General features: G+C 56.3%; 15 protein-coding genes. 14 read left to right on the forward strand and 1 reads right to left on the reverse strand.

The features are described from left to right. The first annotated feature begins 45 nt into the window (after positions 1 to 45). The 3 genes from VN114_RS10175 to VN114_RS10185 are packed head-to-tail and all read left to right on the forward strand — an operon-like array spanning position 46 to position 4,033. Positions 46 to 1,755 carry a putative bifunctional diguanylate cyclase/phosphodiesterase gene (locus VN114_RS10175; RefSeq protein ID WP_325514503.1) on the forward strand — a complete coding sequence of 570 codons (1,710 nt, stop codon included), beginning with the start codon at positions 46 to 48 and terminating at the stop codon, positions 1,753 to 1,755. Between the two features lie 18 nt (positions 1,756 to 1,773). Beyond that, positions 1,774 to 3,276 (forward strand): HDOD domain-containing protein, encoded by a 1,503-nt coding sequence (locus tag VN114_RS10180; RefSeq protein ID WP_325514504.1) that lies wholly within the window; start codon positions 1,774 to 1,776, stop codon positions 3,274 to 3,276. A gap of 52 nt (positions 3,277 to 3,328) precedes the next feature. Next, a complete protein-coding gene (locus VN114_RS10185) occupies positions 3,329 to 4,033 on the forward strand; it encodes a transposase (RefSeq protein ID WP_325514506.1) in 705 nt (234 codons plus the stop codon). A gap of 26 nt (positions 4,034 to 4,059) precedes the next feature. Here VN114_RS10185 and VN114_RS10190 read toward each other — a convergent pair whose 3' ends face one another. Continuing rightward, positions 4,060 to 4,338 (reverse strand): hypothetical protein, encoded by a 279-nt coding sequence (locus VN114_RS10190; RefSeq protein ID WP_325514578.1) that lies wholly within the window; start codon positions 4,336 to 4,338, stop codon positions 4,060 to 4,062. On the opposite strand from VN114_RS10190, the gene VN114_RS10195 reads away from it, so the two are divergent. From VN114_RS10195 to VN114_RS10245, 11 genes are all read left to right on the forward strand, one after another. After that, entirely contained in the window at positions 4,219 to 8,898 is a 4,680-nt protein-coding gene (locus VN114_RS10195; RefSeq protein WP_325514572.1) for a glutamate synthase-related protein, read from the forward strand. The genes VN114_RS10190 and VN114_RS10195 overlap by 120 nt on opposite strands. A 92-nt stretch (positions 8,899 to 8,990) precedes the next feature. Beyond that, the gene (locus VN114_RS10200; RefSeq protein WP_325514508.1) at positions 8,991 to 10,454 is read left to right on the forward strand and encodes a glutamate synthase subunit beta; all 1,464 of its coding nucleotides are present in this window, start codon (positions 8,991 to 8,993) and stop codon (positions 10,452 to 10,454) included. 187 nt (positions 10,455 to 10,641) lie between these two features. Then, positions 10,642 to 11,442, forward strand: coding sequence for an ABC transporter ATP-binding protein (locus VN114_RS10205; RefSeq protein ID WP_325514510.1), 801 nt, complete (start codon positions 10,642 to 10,644; stop codon positions 11,440 to 11,442). Continuing rightward, positions 11,439 to 12,221: a lipid asymmetry maintenance ABC transporter permease subunit MlaE gene (gene mlaE, locus VN114_RS10210; RefSeq protein ID WP_325514512.1), complete on the forward strand. Its 783-nt coding sequence runs from the start codon at positions 11,439 to 11,441 to the stop codon at positions 12,219 to 12,221. The genes VN114_RS10205 and mlaE overlap by 4 nt, the downstream gene beginning before the upstream one ends. A gap of 121 nt (positions 12,222 to 12,342) precedes the next feature. Continuing rightward, positions 12,343 to 12,816: an outer membrane lipid asymmetry maintenance protein MlaD gene (mlaD, locus tag VN114_RS10215; RefSeq protein ID WP_325514574.1), complete on the forward strand. Its 474-nt coding sequence runs from the start codon at positions 12,343 to 12,345 to the stop codon at positions 12,814 to 12,816. Next, positions 12,813 to 13,550, forward strand: coding sequence for a VacJ family lipoprotein (locus VN114_RS10220; RefSeq protein ID WP_325514513.1), 738 nt, complete (start codon positions 12,813 to 12,815; stop codon positions 13,548 to 13,550). The genes mlaD and VN114_RS10220 overlap by 4 nt, the downstream gene beginning before the upstream one ends. A 155-nt stretch (positions 13,551 to 13,705) precedes the next feature. Further along, the gene (locus VN114_RS10225; protein ID WP_325514515.1) at positions 13,706 to 14,356 is read left to right on the forward strand and encodes an ABC transporter substrate-binding protein; all 651 of its coding nucleotides are present in this window, start codon (positions 13,706 to 13,708) and stop codon (positions 14,354 to 14,356) included. 25 nt (positions 14,357 to 14,381) lie between these two features. Beyond that, on the forward strand, positions 14,382 to 14,669 hold the full coding sequence (locus tag VN114_RS10230) for an STAS domain-containing protein (RefSeq protein ID WP_325514517.1): 288 nt from the start codon (positions 14,382 to 14,384) through the stop codon (positions 14,667 to 14,669). Between the two features lie 150 nt (positions 14,670 to 14,819). Beyond that, the gene (locus VN114_RS10235) at positions 14,820 to 15,731 is read left to right on the forward strand and encodes an ABC transporter ATP-binding protein (RefSeq protein ID WP_325514519.1); all 912 of its coding nucleotides are present in this window, start codon (positions 14,820 to 14,822) and stop codon (positions 15,729 to 15,731) included. Then, a complete protein-coding gene (locus tag VN114_RS10240; protein WP_325514521.1) occupies positions 15,728 to 16,483 on the forward strand; it encodes an ABC transporter permease in 756 nt (251 codons plus the stop codon). Before VN114_RS10235 ends, VN114_RS10240 begins: the two co-directional genes overlap by 4 nt. A gap of 34 nt (positions 16,484 to 16,517) precedes the next feature. Beyond that, the gene (locus VN114_RS10245) at positions 16,518 to 16,754 is read left to right on the forward strand and encodes a BolA family protein (protein WP_325514523.1); all 237 of its coding nucleotides are present in this window, start codon (positions 16,518 to 16,520) and stop codon (positions 16,752 to 16,754) included. The last annotated feature ends 46 nt before the right edge of the window (positions 16,755 to 16,800 follow it).

A 16,800-nucleotide genomic window follows, 5' to 3' on the forward strand; every position in this document is an offset into this window, starting at 1 on the left:
AATGGCTTGAAAAGTCATTCGCATTCAATATCCAGCCTTTCAAGCATGCTTTCAGAGCGTAACGATTTACCCGGTAACCAGTTGTCCAGCCTGATGGAAGTCGCTGGCGAAGTCGTCCTGCGATTGAGTCCGCACGGCGAAATCCTGCATGCCAGCAAACGCGCGGCCAGTGTGATTGGCCTCGGTCCCGACGCACCATTAAATGGTCTCAATTTGTTTGAGCTGGTCCGGCTTTCCGATCGTCATGCGATCGAGGCATCGTTGCGACAGGCTGTCGAATCGCGTGAAATCACGCGTGTGAATGTCCGCCTGATGACGCATGCCGGCGCCATCTGGTTCGAACTGGAAATGATCGGTTGTGAAACCAGTGGCAGTAATGGCGACAATGTCGAGATTTTGATTGTCGGCCGCGATGTATCCGGCCGGCATGCAACCGAAGAGCGTCTGCGTCATATCGCAACACATGACGAATTGACAGGGTTGCCGAATCGTTCGTTGCTGGCCGATCGTTTGCGGATGGCGGTGGCGCAGGCGCGCCGCAGCGACATCGGCTTTACAGTGATTGCGCTCGATCTCGACGGGTTCAAGAAGGTCAATGATGCACTCGGCCATCCGGTCGGCGATGCATTATTGCGCGTGGCGGCCGATCGTCTGCGCGTGACATTGCGCGACGGCGATACGCTTGCGCGCGTAGGCGGCGACGAATTCGTCGCCGTGCTGCCCGGTGTGACTGACGAAACGGAAATTCATAACGTTGCACGCCGCATGATCTCCAGCATGCAATTGCCGTTTGAGATCAGCGGCAATGCGTTGTATGTGAGTACTTCGGTCGGCGCGGCGATTTACCCGATGCACGGCGACAGCGACGTCAAGCTGCTTGCGCATGCCGATACCGCGATGTATCGCGCAAAGGAAACCGGCAAGGCGCGCTGCATCATCTACAACCAGGTCGCGTTCGATCAGGTCGAGCATGACGTGTCGATGGAAGCGGCGATGTTCGAGGCTGTGCGCAACGGTGAATTCCTGCTGCACTATCAGCCGATCGTCGATGCACGTTCGCGGCAGATCATGGGCTTCGAGGCACTGATGCGCTGGATACGCCCGGATATCGGCCTGGTTTCGCCAATCCAGTTCATCCCAATGGCGGAAGATAATGGATTGATCAACCTGCTGGGCGCATGGGCATTGAAATCGGCCTGCGTGCAGTTGAAGCGTTTTGAGGAAGCGGCGGGACGTCAGCTGTACGTATCGGTCAACGTCAGCCCGCGTCAGTTCCGCAACGACCAGTTCATCGAAACCGTCGATGATGCCATTCGCCTGTCGGGGCTGGAGGGGCATCAGCTGCTGCTCGAGATTACCGAGGGCATCCTGATGTCGGACCCCGAGCACGCCGAGCAGCTTTTGACTAAAATTGCGAGCCGGGGCGTGCGCATCGCGATCGACGATTTCGGAACCGGCTATTCCTCGCTGGTTTATCTGAAGCGTTTTCCGATTGCTGCCCTGAAGATCGATCGCACCTTCATCAAGGATCTGCCCGATTCCGTCAAGGATGCGGCAATCTGCAATGTGGTGCTCAGCCTTGCCAGTCATCTGAGTTTGCTGACGGTGGCCGAAGGGGTTGAAAACGAACACCAGATGCGTTTCCTGTCTACGCAGGGGTGTTCGCTGATTCAAGGCTTTCATACGGGTGTTCCAATGTTGCCGGATGCAGTAATTGAAGTATTAAAGGCAGACGCGCTGGCGCTGCAAAATTAGGCAACAAGAATTTGATTCATGAAGAAACAAGACAGCATCGCGCTGAACCCTGAAAAAACACTGGATTTACTGTTGACCCGCGTCAGGCAACGCGGTGATTTACCCGGATTTTCCAAGGTAGTCAGTGCGATCGTCGGCGCCATGCATGGTGACGACGATCGCGAGTTCAGCATGACGCGCACGGTTCTCTCCGATCCGACGCTGACGCAGCGCGTGCTGCGTCTGGCCAACAGCGCGATGTATTCCGCATTCGGTCAGGGCATCAGCACGGTTTCCAAGGCGGTGATCGTGCTCGGTACTGAAACGATCGGCCATCTCGCGCTGGGACTCAAGCTGATCGACGGTCTGTCGGTCGCATCGCTCGGCACTTCCGAAACCCGCAACGAAATGGAAAAGGCCGTGCTGGCCGGCCAGATCGCGCGCCACGTTGCGCTGGTGTCGACGCGTCGCGATACGGAAGAGGTCGTGGTGTGCTCGATCCTGCATTCGCTTGGTCGCTTGATGGTGTCGTTTTATCTGCCTGAACACTGGGTGGAGATACAGAAAACGGCGGCAGAAAAACAACTATCGAATAACAATGCCGCCGAAGAAATTCTCGGCCTCAAGCTCGATGAAATCGGTCGTTTGATCGGCAAGCGTTGGGGCTTGCCGACCGGACTGGTCAACAGCCTGAAGGACATGCCGCCGCGTGCGGCTGGCGATGAACATGAGCCGCTCGATCATGCCGACTGGCTTGCTGCGGTATCGACGATGTCGACGCATTGCGCGACCGTGCTGTCTGCAGCAAATGAAGTGGTTGCCGACGATTTGGCCAATATCGCCAACGATTATGCGGACATGCTGGGACTGGATACTGCGGCAGTCCTGACTGCGATCGAGGCCGCGCAAAAAAATGTGGAAGAAGATCCAAGCGGCAAAGAGCAGAATGATGAGCCGGAAAAACAGTTGCTGCTGCCGCTGGGCAAGCCTGTAGATTCCGTGGAAATTCTGCAACGCGGCGTCGGTGACATGCGTGGCGAAATCGTGACCGGTAACACCGGACAGATGATGACGGTGGCGTTGGAAACGGTTTATCAGGGATTGGGTCTGAGCCGTGCAATCGCTTTTCTGCGCAATCACGATGAAGGCAAATACGTCGCGCGCATGTGTCTCGGCGAATGCACGGAAGAGTTGCTGCCGCGCCTGGCGTTCAGCGATGCCTATCAGCCGGATGTATTCCATGCGTCACTGGCAAATGACAAGATGATTTATGTCGAGGACGCGCATGCACGCGGCTTCCTCAGCAAATTACCTGCATGGTGGCGAGATGAACTGGGAACCTCGCGCAGTTTTGTCACGCTGCCATTGATGCTGAATTTTCATCCGGTCGGTTTTATTTACGGCGACTGGCATCCGGCACTGCCGGTATCAGGAATCACGCCGAACGAAGTCGTGCTTCTCGACGAGTTGCGCGCCTTGATCGTCAAGGCCATTGAGCAGCGCTGCCGCAAGGAACCGGCCTGGGCAAAGGCAATGCGTTAATTGGGGCCAGAGTCGTATATGATGAAGCAACTTTTGCTCCGTCATCTGTATCATGGCTCGTCTTCCCCGACTCGTCGTTCCCAATCAGCCCCACCACATCATTCAGCGTGGCAATGATCGCCAACTGATTTTTCGTGACGCGGCCGATTATCTTTTCTTTCTCGATCGCCTGCGTGAAGGATCGCGCCAGTTCAGGGTCGCGATTCATGCTTACGTCTTGATGGCAAATCACCTGCATCTTCTGGCAACTCCGTCGAATGAACAGGGGCTGTCCAAAATGATGCAGTGGATAGGTCGTCATTACGTTCCTTATTTCAATCATAAATACGAACGCACAGGGACGCTGTGGCAGGGACGCTATCGCGCAACGGTGATCGATGCCGAGCGTTATCTGATGATGTGTTCGCGTTACATCGAACTCAATCCGGTGCGTGCGGGTATTGCGCAAACGGCCAGCGACTATCCATGGTCGAGTTATCAACATCATGTCGGGATCAAGCCGGACCCGATTGTTTCAGATCATCAGATGTATTGGATGCTTGGCAATACGCCATTTGACCGCGAGGCAGCCTATAAAAACCTGATTGAGCAGGGAGTCAGCGAGCAGGACGTGCGCCTGCTCAGTGAGGCGACTTTGAAGGGCTGGCCCTTGGGTTCCGATCAATTCAAACAGGCGTTGGAGCGCCAGACGCAACGTCGGGTCCGGCCATCTAAAAGAGGGCGCCCTATTCGCAGTATGCCGGGAGAATCCTTATGAAGATCAAGGATTTGCACAATACTGGGTCAAATTGCGTCTACTCTGTCCCCAATAAAAACTTGAGTGATTTGATCTTCTATTAAATTTACTCTGACCCCATTTTGTTCGGGTTGAATTTGCTGTTGCGGTGCACTATCCTTCAGGCTCATCGAAAAGCAGTGGAGAAGGCTATGCACGCGCAAGGTTTGTACGATCCGGCTAATGAACATGACGCCTGTGGCGTTGGTTTCGTCGCTCATATTAAAGGGCAGAAAAGCCATTCCATCGTTGAGCAGGGTTTGCTCATTTTGAAAAACCTCGACCATCGGGGCGCTGTCGGCGCCGACAAGCTGATGGGCGACGGTGCCGGTATCCTGATCCAGATCCCGGATCAGTACTATCGCGAAGAAATGGCGAAGCAGGGCGTTGCGCTGCCACCGCCAGGCGAATACGGCGTCGGCATGGTTTTCCTGCCGAAAGAAAACGCGTCGCGTATCGCCTGCGAACAGGAAATCGAACGCACCGTGCTGGCTGAAGGCCAGGTCGTGCTCGGCTGGCGCGATGTCGCCGTCGACCGCGAGATGCCGATGTCGCCGACCGTGCGCGATAAAGAGCCGGTGATTCGCCAGATCTTCATCGGCCGCGGCCAGGACATCATGGTGACCGATGCGCTGGAACGCAAACTGTACGTGATCCGCAAGGCATCCGGCCACGCGATTCAGGCGTTGAACCTGTTGCACGGCAAGGAATTCTTCGTGCCGTCCATGTCGGCGCGCACTGTCGTCTACAAAGGCCTGCTGCTGGCGGATCAAGTCGGCGAGTACTACAAAGACCTGCAAGACCCGCGCTGCGTATCCGCGCTGGCGCTCGTGCACCAACGTTTCTCGACCAACACCTTCCCAGAATGGCCGCTGGCTCACCCGTACCGCCTGCTGGCGCACAACGGCGAGATCAACACCGTCAAGGGCAACTTCAACTGGATGCGAGCACGCGAAGGCATCATGAAGTCTGCTGTCTTGGGTGACGATCTGAAAAAACTGTTCCCTCTGATCTATGAAGGTCAATCGGACACGGCTTGCTTCGACAACGCGCTCGAACTGCTGGTGATGTCGGGTTACCCGATTGCGCAAGCGATGATGATGATGATTCCGGAAGCGTGGGAAAACCACACGCTGATGGACGACAACCGTCGCGCATTCTACGAATATCACGCTGCCATGATGGAACCATGGGACGGCCCTGCCGCCATGGCGTTCACCGACGGTCGTCACATCGGCGGTACGCTCGATCGCAACGGCCTGCGTCCAGCGCGCTACATCGTCACCGACGACGACCTCGTTGTGATGGCATCGGAATCCGGCGTGCTGCCGATTCCTGAATCGAAAATCATCCAGAAATGGCGCTTGCAACCGGGCAAGATGTTCTTGATCGATCTGGATGCAGGCCGCATCATCGACGACAAGGAACTGAAAGACACGTACGCCAACGCGAAGCCATACAAGCAATGGATTCAGTCGGTGCGCATCAAGCTGAACGAACTGAAAGCGGAACCTGTTGAAAGCAAGTCGTCCACCGACGTGCTCGATCTGCAGCAGGCGTTCGGCTATACGCAGGAAGACCTGAAATTCCTGATGTCGCCGATGGCCGCAACTGCCGAAGAAGCGACCGGTTCGATGGGCAACGACTCGCCGCTGGCCGTCATGTCCAACAAGAACAAGACGCTGTACAACTACTTCAAGCAGTTGTTTGCGCAGGTCACGAACCCGCCGATCGATCCGATTCGCGAAGCGATGGTCATGTCGCTGGTGTCGTTCATCGGTCCGAAGCCGAACGTGCTGGACACCAACAACATCAACCCGCCGATGCGTCTCGAAGTCGCGCAGCCGATCCTCGACTACGCCGACATCGCCAAGCTGCGCAACATCAGCGCACACACCGGTGGCAAGTTCAAGTCGCATGAACTGAACATCTGCTATCCGATTGCATGGGGCAAGGAAGGCATCGAAGCGCGCCTGGCATCGCTGTGCGCGCAAGCGGTTGATGCCGTCAATTCCGGGCACAACATCCTGATCATTTCCGATCGTGAAATCGATGAAAGCCAGGTCGCGATTCCTGCGTTGCTGGCAACGTCGGCCATCCACTTGCATCTGGTCAGCAAGGGTCTGCGCACATCGACCGGTCTGGTCGTCGAAACCGGTTCCGCACGCGAAACGCATCACTTCGCACTGCTGGCAGGTTACGGCGCCGAAGCGATCCATCCGTACCTCGCGATGGACACGCTGACCGAAATGGCGGAGGATCTGCCGGGCGAATTGTCGCCTGAAAAAGCCATCGTCAACTTCCAGAAAGCGGTCGGCAAAGGCTTGATGAAAGTCATGTCGAAGATGGGTATTTCGACGTACATGTCGTACTGCGGCGCGCAGATTTTCGAAGCGATCGGTTTGAACAAACCGCTGGTCGAAAAATACTTCAAGGGCACGGCATCCAACGTCGAAGGTATCGGCGTGTTTGAAGTGGCCGAAGAAGCGCTGCGTCTGCACAAGCTGGCATTCAGCGAAGATCCGGTGCTGGCGAATGCACTCGACGCCGGTGGCGAATACGCCTACCGCGTGCGCGGTGAAGACCACATGTGGACGCCGGATGCGATCGCGAAGTTGCAGCACTCGTCGCGTTCGAACAATTTCAGCACATATAAAGAATACGCACAGATCATCAACGATCAGTCGCAACGTCACATGACGCTGCGCGGCCTGTTCGAATTCAAGGTCGATCCTGCTGCGGCGATTCCTCTGGAAGAAGTCGAACCGGCCAGCGAAATCGTCAAGCGTTTTGCCACCGGCGCGATGTCGCTCGGCTCGATTTCGACCGAAGCGCACGCAACCCTGGCAATCGCGATGAACCGTATCGGCGGCAAGTCGAATACCGGCGAAGGCGGCGAAGACACCAAGCGTTATCGCTCGGAACTGCGCGGCATTCCAATCAAGGATGGTTCGACGCTGGCATCGATCATCGGCAAGGACGTCGTGCAAGTCGACATGCCATTGCTGCCTGGCGACTCGCTGCGTTCGAAGATCAAGCAGGTTGCATCGGGCCGTTTCGGCGTGACGACGGAATACCTGACGTCCGCTGAACAGATCCAGATCAAGATGGCGCAAGGTGCAAAACCGGGCGAAGGCGGTCAGTTGCCGGGTCATAAGGTATCCGAATACATCGCACGTCTGCGTTTCTCGGTGCCGGGCGTCGGTCTGATCTCGCCGCCACCGCACCACGACATTTATTCGATCGAAGATCTGGCGCAACTGATCCACGATCTGAAGAACGTCAATCCGACCGCATCGATTTCGGTCAAGCTGGTGGCGGAAGTCGGTGTCGGCACGGTTGCTACCGGTGTGGCAAAAGCGAAAGCGGATCACGTTGTGATCGCAGGCTTTGACGGCGGTACCGGCGCATCGCCGCTGTCGTCGGTCAAGCATGCCGGCTCGCCGTGGGAACTCGGTCTGGCCGAAACGCAGCAGACGCTGATCCTGAACGGTCTGCGTACGCGTATTCGCGTACAGGCTGACGGCCAGATGAAAACCGGTCGCGACGTCGTGATCGCCGGTTTGCTCGGTGCGGATGAAATGGGCTTTTCGACTGCACCGCTGGTCGCCGAAGGCTGCATCATGATGCGCAAGTGCCACCTGAACACCTGCCCGGTTGGCGTCGCAACGCAAGATCCTGTGCTGCGTGCGAAGTTTGCAGGCAAGCCGGAACACGTCGTCAACTATTTCTTCTTCGTTGCAGAAGAAGCACGTCAAATCATGGCGCAACTGGGTATCCGCAAGTTCGACGATCTGATCGGCCGTTCCGATCTGCTCGACAAAGCCAAGGCGATCACGCACTGGAAAGCCAAAGGTCTGGACTTCACGCGCATGTTCTATCAGCCGCCAGTCGCGCAGGACGAAAAGCGTTATCACGTCGAAGAGCAGGACCACAACCTGGGCAAGGCGCTGGATCACAAGCTGATCGCCCAAGCGAAAGCGGCAATCGAGAATGGTGAGAAAGTGTCGTTCATCTCGCCGATCAAGAACTTGAACCGTACCGTCGGCGCCATGCTGTCCGGCATCGTTGCGAAGAAATACGGTCATGAAGGTTTGCCTGACGACACGATCCATATCCAGCTGCAAGGTACGGCAGGTCAATCGGCCGGCGCGTTCCTCGCACACGGCATCACGCTGGATCTGGTCGGCGAAGGCAACGATTACGTCGGCAAGGGTTTGTCGGGCGGCCGCATCATCGTGCGTCCGAACACCGAGTTCCGTGGTCGCGCAGTCGAGAACATCATTTCGGGCAACACGCTGCTGTACGGCGCAGTTGCGGGTGAAGCATTCTTCAACGGTGTCGCAGGCGAGCGTTTCGCGGTGCGTAACTCCGGCGCGATTGCCGTTGTCGAAGGCACCGGCGATCACGGTTGCGAATACATGACCGGCGGTACCGTGGTCGTGCTGGGCGAAACCGGTCGTAACTTTGCAGCAGGTATGTCGGGCGGTATCGCGTACGTCTACGATCCGAAAGGCGAATTTGGCGGCAAGTGCAACATGGCGATGGTCGCATTGGAGTCGGTGGTCTCGGCAGCCGATCAGGAAGCTAAAGGCGAACACAAGTCATGGCATAGCACCACGCGTGGTGGCGAAGCGCAGACCGATGAAGTCATTCTCAAAGGTCTGATCGAGCGTCACTTCAAGTACACCGGCAGCACGCGCGCACGCGCCCTGCTGGACGAGTGGAGCACCGCACGCACCAAGTTCGTCAAGGTATTCCCTTCCGAGTACAAGCGCGCGCTGGCAGAAATGCACGCTCGCAAAGTCGACGAAGCAGCCAACACGACCGTTACCGCGTCTGCCTGATACAGCAAACGCGCAGATACCGAAGACTCACAACGATGTCACGGACCGATCGCAAGGTCGGTCCGGCACGAATGGTTTAGAAAGCAAAGAAAATGGGAAAAATCACCGGCTTCATGGAATATCAACGCTTGCAGGAAGCAAGCGAAGAGCCGCAAAAGCGCTTGAAGCATTACAAGGAATTCACGCTGCACCTGAACGACGCGGACGCCAAGATTCAGGGCGCGCGTTGCATGGACTGCGGTATTCCTTTCTGCAACAACGGCTGCCCGGTCAACAACATCATTCCTGACTGGAACGATCTGGTATTCCACGGCGACTACAAGACAGCGCTCGACACGCTGCATTCGACCAACAACTTCCCGGAATTCACCGGTCGCATCTGCCCGGCACCATGCGAATCCGCATGCACGCTCGGCATCAATGAACTGCCGGTCGGCATCAAGTCGATCGAACACTTCATCATCGACAAGGGCTGGGAAAACGGTTGGGTCAAGCCGCAACCGGCTGCCATCAAGACCGGCAAGAAAGTTGCCGTCGTCGGCGCCGGTCCTGCCGGCATGGCGGCAGCACAGCAGCTGGCACGCGTCGGTCACGATGTGACCGTGTTCGAAAAGAACGATCGCGTCGGCGGCCTGCTGCGTTACGGCATTCCTGACTTCAAGATGGAAAAATCGCACATCGATCTGCGCGTCAAGCAGATGGAAGCCGAAGGCGTGACCTTCCGCAACAGCGTGCTGATCGGCAAGGACTTCCCGGCCAACGTCATCAACTGGGCCAAGGAAACAATTTCGCCGGAGCAGTTGAACAAGGACTTCGACGCCGTCATCATGACCGGCGGCGCAGAACAGCCGCGCGACCTGCCGGTTCCAGGCCGTGAACTGAAAGGCGTCCATTTCGCAATGGAATTCCTCGGTCCGCAAAACAAGGTCAACGCAGGCGACAAGTTCAAGGATCAGATTCTCGCAGGCGGCAAGCACGTCATCGTGATCGGCGGCGGCGATACCGGTTCCGATTGCGTCGGTACCTCGAACCGTCACGGCGCTGCATCGGTCACGCAATTCGAACTGCTACCGCAACCGCCGGAAGAAGAAAACAAGCCGCTGGTCTGGCCGTACTGGCCAACCAAACTGCGCACTTCGTCGTCGCACGAAGAAGGTTGCGACCGCGACTGGGCGGTTGCCACCAAGCGTCTGGAAGGCAAAAACGGCAAGGTCGAAAAACTGATCGCCGCTCGCGTCGAATGGAAAGACGGCAAGATGGTCGAAGTGCCGGATTCGGAATTCGAACTGAAAGCCGACCTCGTGCTGCTGGCCATGGGCTTCGTCTCGCCAGTCGCGCAAGTGCTGGAAGCATTCGGCGTCGAAAGGGATGCCCGCGGTAACGTCAAGGCAACCACCGATGGCGAAAACTGCTATCGCACCTCGGTCGACAAAGTGTTCACCGCTGGCGATATGCGTCGTGGTCAATCGCTGGTCGTCTGGGCGATTCGCGAAGGCCGCCAGTGTGCACGCGAAGTGGATGCGTTCCTGATGGGCGACTCCGTATTGCCACGATAAAGGATGTCTAGTCGCCGTTCTTTGCAGTGATTGTCAATCATTCGCATATAAAGCCCGCTGTTTCGAAAGAACGGCGGGCTTTTTTACAACGGTATGACATAAATGCAGATATTCAGAATGCGTATGATCACGAGCGATTTTGCAATCTGCACTACAATGGCAAACTTGCCAATCAATCCTCGTTGTTGTGTCCAATCTCGTAGAAATCCGCGATCTGCATTTCAGCTACGGCGACCGTCCGATTCTTTCGGCGCTCGACATGGCTTTCCCGCGCGGCAAGGTTGTGGCTGTCATGGGCGGCTCCGGTTCGGGTAAAACCACCGTATTGCGCCTGATCGGCGGACAACTGACGCCGCAGTCCGGCCGCATCACCATCGGCGACCAGCCGGTTGATTCTTCCAATACCAAATCGCTGTACGCATTGCGTCGCAAGATGGGCATGCTGTTTCAGCACGGCGCGCTGTTTACCGATATGTCGGTATTCGACAATGTCGCGTTCCCCTTGCGTGAGCACACGGATCTGCCGGAAGAACTGATTCGCGATCTGGTGCTGATGAAACTGCAAACGGTCGGCTTGCGCAATGCTGCGCAATTGAAGCCGTCCGAAATTTCCGGCGGCATGGCGCGTCGCGTTGCGCTGGCGCGTGCGATTGCGCTCGATCCGGAACTGATCATGTACGACGAGCCGTTTGCCGGCCTCGATCCGATTTCGATGGGCATGACGGCAAATCTGATTCGCAAGCTGAATGATGCGCTCGGTTCGACATCGATCCTGGTGTCGCACGATGTGCACGAATCGTTTTCGATCGCCGACTATGTGTACTTCCTGTCGAAGGGCGCCATCGTTGCGCAAGGCACGCCGGCAGAAATGATGGCGTCCAGCGATCCGTATGTGAAGCAATTCGTCAATGCCGAGCCGGACGGCCCGGTGCCATTCCATTACCCCGGCGTATCGCTGGCGGAAGATCTTGGGCTGGAGACGCGATGATCGGTAATTTTCTGGCGGCGATCGGTTGTGCGGTGCGCGAAACCATCACGAATGTCGGTTACGGCACGCGCACGTTTTTTGGTGTGATTGGTGCTTCAGGCGGATTGTTGCGTCGTCCGCGTCTGGTGACCAGCCAGATCCATTTCATCGGTAACTACTCGCTGATCCTGATTGCGGTTGCCGGCTTGTTCGTCGGTTTTGTGCTGGGTTTGCAGGGCTATTACACCTTGAACAAGTACGGATCGGAACAGGCATTGGGTTTGCTGGTGGCGTTGTCGTTGACGCGTGAACTGGGGCCGGTGGTCACAGCGCTGTTGTTTGCAGGACGTGCGGGAACCTCGCTGACGGCGGAGATCGGTCTGATGAAAGCCGGCGAGCAGTTATCGGCGATGGAAATGATGGCGGTCAATCCGCTGCAGCGCGTGCTGGCGCCACGTTTCTGGGCGGGCGTCATTGCCATGCCGATACTCGCGGCAATTTTCAGTGCGGTTGGTATTTTCGGCGGTTATGTCGTCGGTGTGCTGATGATCGGCGTCGATGAAGGCGCGTTCTGGTCGCAGATGCAGGCCGGTGTCGATGTCTGGAACGATATTGCCAACGGTGTCATCAAGAGCGTCGTGTTCGGTTTTGCCGTGACGTTTGTGGCGTTGTATCAAGGTTACGAAGCGCAGCCGACGCCGGAAGGTGTTGCCAGAGCGACCACGCGGACTGTCGTGATCGCATCGCTGGCGGTGCTGGGACTGGATTTCCTGCTGACGGCATTGATGTTCAGTAATTAAGAAGGCGAAACGAGGAAAGCGCATTTCGATTAAAATGTGCGCCCCTCGAAATCTTTTCGTGTTGTGAATGTGCGACGATCTGAATCGTAAGTGCGTTCCCCCATATTTGAGGTATCTGTTTATGCAACGAAAATCGTTAGACTTATGGGTTGGTCTGTTCGTGCTGCTTGGGGCAGGCGCGCTGCTTTTTCTGGCGTTGAAGGCCGGGAACATGAGTTCGCTGTCGTTTGAGCAAACCTATCCGGTCGTGACGCGCTTTGACAATATCGGTGGCTTGAAGCCGCGGGCACCGGTAAAGAGCGCTGGCGTGGTGGTTGGTCGGGTTGCGGATATCAGTTTCAACGACAAGACCTTCCAGGCAACGGTAACCTTGAATATCGAGGATCGCTACAAATTTCCGAAAGACACGTCCGCAAAAATCCTGACCTCGGGTTTGCTGGGCGAACAATATATCGGACTTGAGGCGGGTGGCGACACGGCGAACCTGGCAGCAGGTGACAGAATTAACATGACACAATCGGCAATCGTGCTGGAGAACCTGATCAGTCAGTTCCTCTTCAGCAAGGCAACCGAAGGGAAAGAAGACCAAAAATGAAAAATACAGGGAAAATCATCTTGTTCGCATCCGCGCTGTTATTAGGCGGATGTGCCAGCACCGGCGCAAATCAGAGCGCCAGCGAAAACGATCCGCTGGAAGGATTCAATCGCGCAATGTTCTCGTTCAACGATACGGTTGACGAGGCTGTGCTGAAACCGGCAGCAACGACATACCAGGACGTTACGCCGTCCTTTGTCCAAACAGGGATCGGTAATTTCTTCGGCAACATCGGTGACGTCTGGACCATGGTCAACAACTTCCTGCAAGGGAAAGTGGAAAACGGCCTGAACGATTTCATGCGTGTTGCCGTAAATACGACGTTCGGTTTTGGCGGCGTGCTGGATATCGCTTCGGAAGCGGGCATCCAGAAGCACAAGGAAGATTTCGGTCAGACGCTGGGCACGTGGGGCGTCGGCTCCGGCCCGTACGTAGTGCTGCCGTTGTTCGGGCCATCGACGGTTCGCGATACTGCTGCGTTGCCGGTCGATATTTACGGCGATCTGTGGACCCATACGACGCCGGTCGATGTGCGTAATACCGGTGCGGTCATCCGTCTGGTCGACCAGCGTGCGCAAGCGTTGAATGCAACCAACCTGCTGGAAGATGTGGCACTGGATCGCTATACCTTCGTGCGCGGGGCCTATCTGCAACGTCGTGAAAGTCTTATTCATGATGGCGTATCGCAGAATTCAAAGCCTGCAAATGCTGAAGGCGCTGCAATCAAGCCTTGATCAGTCAGCCTTGATGCAACGGACTCCAGTCTGTTGCATCAAGCGAACCATGACGGCACACGAGCGGTCGAACTGCTTGAAAACACGGACTTCATCTGCGTGCGATTGAGCGGGCGGATGGGTCCTAAAAGCCAATCATCAATGGATCTAAAAACATGAACTTGCTGAAAAAACTTTCTTTTGCATTGGCCGCGATGTTCTTCGCCGGTTACGCGTCCGCACAGGAAGCGCCGGATGCGCTGATCAAACGCATCAGCGAAGAAGTGATGACAATCGCCAAATCGGACAAGGACATCCAGAACGGCAATCCTCGTCGCATCCAGCAGGTCGTTGACGAAAAGATTCTGCCGAACGTTAATTTCCAGCGAATGACTGCGCTCGCAGCCGGTCGTTACTGGCGTGACGCGACACCGGACCAGCAAAAACAACTGACGACCGAATTCCGCAGCCTGTTGATGTACACCTATTCCGGTGCGATTTCGCAAATTCGTGATCAAAAGCTCGAATACAAGCCGCTGCGTGCCGATCCTGCCGATACCGAAGTCATCGTCAATACACAAGTGCTCCAGCCGCGCGGCGAGCCGATTCAACTCAGCTATCGCCTGGAAAAAACGCCGGCCGGCTGGAAAATCTACGACGTCAATGTGCTTGGCGCCTGGTTGGTTGAAACGTACAAGGGCAGCTTTGCCTCTGAAATCAGCAAGTCCGGCATCGACGGCCTGATCAAGACACTGGCCGATCGCAACAAGAAGCTGGCTGGCAGCATGGCAAAAACCGGCAAGGCACCTGTGCCTGCTGCCCAATAATTCTTCCGTTTCTCAGATAAACGATATGTATCAGCCTGACGCATCGCTGACCTTCGACAATGCCAAAACGGCATTGCATGCCGGGCTGCAGGCAATTGCCGGCGGTCAGACGGAGATCGACTTTGCGCAGGTGAAAACTGTCGATTCATCGGCGGTCGCTGTTGCGCTGGCCTGGCAACGCGCTGCCAGGGCGAGTGCGGCTTCGCTGGCTTTCCGCAATCTGCCGGAAAACCTCCGCAGTCTGGTCGCGCTCTATGACATCGAGGCGTTGATCGGCATTGGCAATCCGCATTCCGCCCAGCCGCATCATTGACCCTGTCAGCAGTTTTCTCCCGGCGCACCGCCATTTTCCAGTCTGAAGCTTTACCCCGAAATCCAATATAATCAAGGGTTTCGCCATTCGGCCGGTGCAGGATGCGCCGCCGTTTGCCGTTTCATTCTTGCGTAAAGTGTCATAGCCAACATGGCTGCCATACAAATCAACAAGGTCGAAAAAAGCTATCGTTCGCTGAAGGCGCTGAACGGCGTTTCGCTCGCGATCGAGGAAGGCGAATTTTTCGGCCTGCTCGGGCCCAATGGCGCCGGCAAGACGACGCTGATTTCCATCATCGCCGGCCTCAATCGCGCCGACAGCGGCAACGTGGCGGTACACGGACACGATGTCGTGACCGATTATCGTCAGGCGCGCAAACTGCTGGGCGTCGTGCCGCAGGAGCTGGTGTTCGATCCTTTCTTCACAGTGCGCGAAACGTTGCGCATCCAGTCCGGCTATTTCGGCCTGAAGAATAATGATGCGTGGATCGACGAGGTCATGCATCACCTCGACCTGACCAACAAGGCTGACGTCAATATGCGCGCGCTGTCCGGCGGCATGAAGCGTCGCGTGCTGGTGGCGCAGGCACTGGTGCACAAGCCGCCGGTGATCGTGCTGGATGAGCCGACCGCCGGCGTCGATGTGGAATTGCGCCAGACGTTGTGGAAATTCATCTCCCGCCTGAACCGGGAAGGCCACACGGTCGTGTTGACGACACACTATCTGGAAGAAGCGCAGGCACTGTGCAATCGTGTCGCGATGCTGAAGGCCGGACAGGTTGTGGCGCTCGATACGACGTCGTCATTGATCAAGCGCATCTCGGGATCGCAGTTGGTGGTGACGCTGACCTCCGGCAGATTGCCGACCGAATTGCACGAACTGGTTTCACATCCGGAGGAACTTGCGGGCGGTAATAAATTCACGTTGCGCGTTAATGAATACGGCGATGTCGAGCCGATCCTGGCCAAATTGCGCCAGGCGGGCGTCGTCATCGACGATATGCAATTGCAACAAGCCGATCTGGAAGACGTTTTCATCCAGATCATGGAAGGTGAGAAATGACCGGTTTCCAGACATTGTTTTACAAGGAAATGCTGCGCTTCTGGAAGGTCGCAACGCAGACGGTTGCCGCACCTATTCTGACGGCTGTGTTGTATCTGCTGGTTTTTGGCCACGTGCTGGCGAATCACGTGCAGGTCTATCCTGGCGTTGCGTATACGGCGTTTCTGGTTCCCGGGCTGGTGATGATGAGCGTGCTGCAGAATGCGTTCGCCAATTCATCGTCCTCGCTGATCCAGTCGAAGATCACCGGCAATCTGGTCTTCGTGCTGTTGCCGCCGCTGTCGCATTGGGAATTATTCGGCGCCTATGTGTTGGCTGCCGTGGTGCGCGGTCTGGTGGTCGGCACCGGTGTGTTTATCGTGACGGCATGGTTTGCCGACATGTCTTTCGTTGCGCCATGGTGGATTGTGATTTTCGCGATTCTGGGTGCGGCAATACTAGGGACGATGGGTCTGATCGCCGGTATCTGGGCCGAAAAATTCGACCAGCTCGCCGCGTTCCAGAACTTCCTGATCATGCCGGCGACGTTCCTGTCCGGCGTATTCTATTCGGTGCATTCGCTGCCGCCGTTCTGGCAGACGGTCTCGCACTTGAATCCGTTCTTTTACATGATCGACGGTTTCCGTTACGGTTTTTTCGGTCAGTCCGATGTGAATCCGTTGGCGAGCTGTGCGGCTGTAACGTGTTTTCTGGTTGTGCTGGCAGCGTTCGGCATGACCTTGCTGAAGAGCGGCTACAAGCTGCGCCATTGATCATCCATTTAATTAACAAACTTAAAGGCAAATCATGTTGCCCACTCCGGAACTGGTAAAAAGCTATATCGTCGCAGGACTTGATTGCACGCATGTTGAAGTGAGTGGCGACGGTTCGCATTTTGAAGCCGTGATCGTATCGAGTGCCTTTGCCGGCAAGCGTCTGATTCAGCGTCATCAACTGGTATATGCCGCGCTTGGCGACCGCATGAAGGCGGAAATTCATGCGTTGTCGATGAAGACGCTGACACCAGAAGAGTTTCAGCAATAAGCCAACAACAAGTCGCGGCTCGAACGAATGCGATTGAACGCGTACT

The sequence above is a fragment of the Oxalicibacterium sp. genome (assembly GCF_035565035.1).
Taxonomy (GTDB): Bacteria; Pseudomonadota; Gammaproteobacteria; order Burkholderiales; family Burkholderiaceae_D; genus Oxalicibacterium.

Excerpts from the sequence above, each read along its gene's own strand:
- VN114_RS10175 (WP_325514503.1), top strand. The coding sequence starts at position 46 with ATGCTTTCAGAGCGTAACGATTTACCCGGTAACCAGTTGTCCAGCCTG.
- VN114_RS10180 (WP_325514504.1), top strand. The coding sequence starts at position 1,774 with ATGAAGAAACAAGACAGCATCGCGCTGAACCCTGAAAAAACACTGGAT.
- VN114_RS10185 (WP_325514506.1), top strand. The coding sequence starts at position 3,329 with ATGGCTCGTCTTCCCCGACTCGTCGTTCCCAATCAGCCCCACCACATC.
- VN114_RS10190 (WP_325514578.1), bottom strand. The coding sequence starts at position 4,338 with ATGGTCGAGGTTTTTCAAAATGAGCAAACCCTGCTCAACGATGGAATG.
- VN114_RS10200 (WP_325514508.1), top strand. The coding sequence starts at position 8,991 with ATGGGAAAAATCACCGGCTTCATGGAATATCAACGCTTGCAGGAAGCA.
- mlaE (WP_325514512.1), top strand. The coding sequence starts at position 11,439 with ATGATCGGTAATTTTCTGGCGGCGATCGGTTGTGCGGTGCGCGAAACC.
- mlaD (WP_325514574.1), top strand. The coding sequence starts at position 12,343 with ATGCAACGAAAATCGTTAGACTTATGGGTTGGTCTGTTCGTGCTGCTT.
- VN114_RS10220 (WP_325514513.1), top strand. The coding sequence starts at position 12,813 with ATGAAAAATACAGGGAAAATCATCTTGTTCGCATCCGCGCTGTTATTA.
- VN114_RS10225 (WP_325514515.1), top strand. The coding sequence starts at position 13,706 with ATGAACTTGCTGAAAAAACTTTCTTTTGCATTGGCCGCGATGTTCTTC.
- VN114_RS10230 (WP_325514517.1), top strand. The coding sequence starts at position 14,382 with ATGTATCAGCCTGACGCATCGCTGACCTTCGACAATGCCAAAACGGCA.
- VN114_RS10235 (WP_325514519.1), top strand. The coding sequence starts at position 14,820 with ATGGCTGCCATACAAATCAACAAGGTCGAAAAAAGCTATCGTTCGCTG.
- VN114_RS10240 (WP_325514521.1), top strand. The coding sequence starts at position 15,728 with ATGACCGGTTTCCAGACATTGTTTTACAAGGAAATGCTGCGCTTCTGG.
- VN114_RS10245 (WP_325514523.1), top strand. The coding sequence starts at position 16,518 with ATGTTGCCCACTCCGGAACTGGTAAAAAGCTATATCGTCGCAGGACTT.